Source organism: Streptomyces otsuchiensis, from assembly GCF_004305975.1.
Classification (GTDB): domain Bacteria; phylum Actinomycetota; class Actinomycetes; order Streptomycetales; family Streptomycetaceae; genus Streptomyces; species Streptomyces otsuchiensis.
This window is the reverse complement of sequence record NZ_BHZI01000639.1, coordinates 1-313: the sequence shown is the minus strand read 5'-3', so window position 1 is coordinate 313 and position 313 is coordinate 1. Positions and strand designations below refer to the sequence as shown.

1 protein-coding gene is annotated in these 313 nt (G+C 67.7%); it reads right to left on the bottom strand.

The genetic code is table 11. The features are described from left to right. A partial coding sequence (locus E0D90_RS26175; protein WP_157996968.1) for an RHS repeat domain-containing protein occupies nucleotides 1-298 on the bottom strand: 298 nt, incomplete at its 3' end. Between the last annotated feature and the right edge of the window lie 15 nt (nucleotides 299-313).

Genomic DNA, 313 nt, shown 5'->3' with positions numbered 1-313 from the left:
GGTAGCGGGTGGTGCGGCCGAGGGGGTCGGTGACGGTGAGGGGACGGTTGTACTCGTCCCAGGTCTTGCGGGTGGTGCGGCCGAGGGGGTCGGTCTCGGCGGTGACCTGCCAGGCGTCGTTCATCTGGTAGGTCGTCGCGTGACCCAGTGAATTGGTGGCCGTCGTGCGGAGCTGGTCGGGCTGGTAGTCGTAGCGGTATTCCAGCGCCCTGCCGGTGCCGGTGGCGAAGACACATCGGCCCGCTTGGTCGTATGCGTAGGAGTACCAGGTGTTGTTGCGGTCTTCCCAGCGGGTCATCCGCCGCTGGGCGTC